This window comes from Streptococcus sp. SM3, from assembly GCF_027497875.1.
Map to the genome: position 1 here is coordinate 1 of NZ_JAJNSA010000200.1, position 1672 is coordinate 1672.

At 32.4% G+C, this 1672-nt stretch carries 3 protein-coding genes; all 3 read left to right on the forward strand.

Translation table 11 applies throughout. The features are described 5' to 3' along the window. Positions 1-549 (forward strand): hypothetical protein (locus PAN06_RS14115; RefSeq protein ID WP_269796646.1); only part of this gene is annotated, 549 nt, incomplete at its 5' end. A 157-nt stretch (positions 550-706) separates the two neighbouring features. Further along, complete coding sequence (locus tag PAN06_RS14120; RefSeq protein ID WP_269796647.1) at positions 707-976, forward strand: DUF4177 domain-containing protein; 270 nt, start codon at positions 707-709, stop codon at positions 974-976. Between the two features lie 242 nt (positions 977-1218). After that, on the forward strand, positions 1219-1672 hold a 454-nt coding region (locus tag PAN06_RS14125), incomplete at its 3' end, for an Abi family protein (protein ID WP_269796648.1).

Genomic DNA, 1672 nt, shown 5'->3' on the forward strand with positions numbered 1-1672 from the left:
CAACCTAATATAAAATATCGAAACATTTCGGCTTTGATCTCTTTAATTAGTTTTGTTATATTTGGTTTATTCTTTCGAGAAGATAAATCTCAACAAAGTTCGGTCAGATCTGTTGTTAGTTCAAGCAGTTCGTCTTTGAATTTATCTACAACAACTCAGGCATCTTCCTCGATATTAGAAGTGAGTTCATCGAGCGAATCAACTTCGACATCAAATCAATTTAATGATGAAGAGTTTCAAAAATATGCTAGTCAATTTCAGAATAAATTGAATGAGTTGGTAAAAGAAACTGGGCAAGTTTATAGTGCTACAGGGAGAGGTCTTATACTATATCTGACTGTTCCACAAGACTTTAAATATAATTCAAAAGATAATATTCAAGAATTTGCTGATAAAGTGTTGCAGGTCAAGAATGAAACTTTTCCTGTTTGGCTTGTTGAAAATGGCTATTCTGCACAAGATGTAAGTATTCATCTACACATTAAGACAGAAGATGGGACGACAATCGCAAAAGAAAAGTTCTCGGGTTCAATGAAGGTTACGAAATAAATAATTAGTTTAAAAAATATAACAAATTTAGTTTGATTAATGGTACAGGATATTTTAAATAACAAATGAATATGAGGGTTGTTACTATCTAAATGACAGCCTGTTTTAGATTTATTGTTCAGTAAAAAGACACAGTTTTAGAAGAAGGAAGAAACTTATGGGTTTTTTTGATAATGTAAAACAAGAAGGCACTTTTTCAAATGCTTCTGGAGCAAATGGATTACATTATGTTGTTCTTCAAGTGACATTGAAAGAAAAATTTTTTGGCACTGGTTCAGGGAACCTTACAGAATTAGAAAATGTAATCAATCGCCAAGCGTCTAAGGGATATAGACTTCATACAATCAGTACAGCAAATGGTGGAAGTAAAGGATTAGGTGGAGGAGATCGTATTCAAGCAACTATGGTTTTTGAGAAAATTGTATAATCCCTCTTTATTCCTCATATTTGCCAGTAATAACCTTTTTTTCAAGTGTTATTCTAACAAAAATAGGGTAATAGAAGACAGAAATCGAAAATAAATAGAGGTCGAACAAGTTTGCTAACTTGTTGACATATGGCTCCAAATGGATTATAATTTATTTAATCTTAATGAATGGTTGCAGTAGCGACCTACCGAAAGGGGCTTCTAACGAAGCTCCTTTTGTGCATTATTATGAGGTACAATCAATGAAACCTTTTACAAATATTGATGAACAGATAGAGCTGCTAAAATCCAGAAATCTAACATTTCTAAACGAAAGTTTAGCAAGACAATCTCTAACCAATTATGGATACTATGAAATAGTCAACGGATATAAATATTTCACTATTGAGTTAGACTCTGAGGAGGAAATCTATAAAGATGGTGAAACGTTTGAACATATGCTCGCCCTCTATGAACTTGATAAGGATATCCGAAAAGGAATTATAGAAGCGACTATGGAGATTGAATTGTCACTACGGACAGCAATCGGTTACGTTGTCGCAAAAGATATCGGAGTTGAAAAAGAGAATTACCTGGATAGAAAAAATTATAATCAAGGTAAGAAGAATAAAAGAGGTTATGAGATTGATCAGCTTATTCATAAATTAAATAAAATTTACGATGATAACTCTGAACCTTATAAACACTACAGAGAAA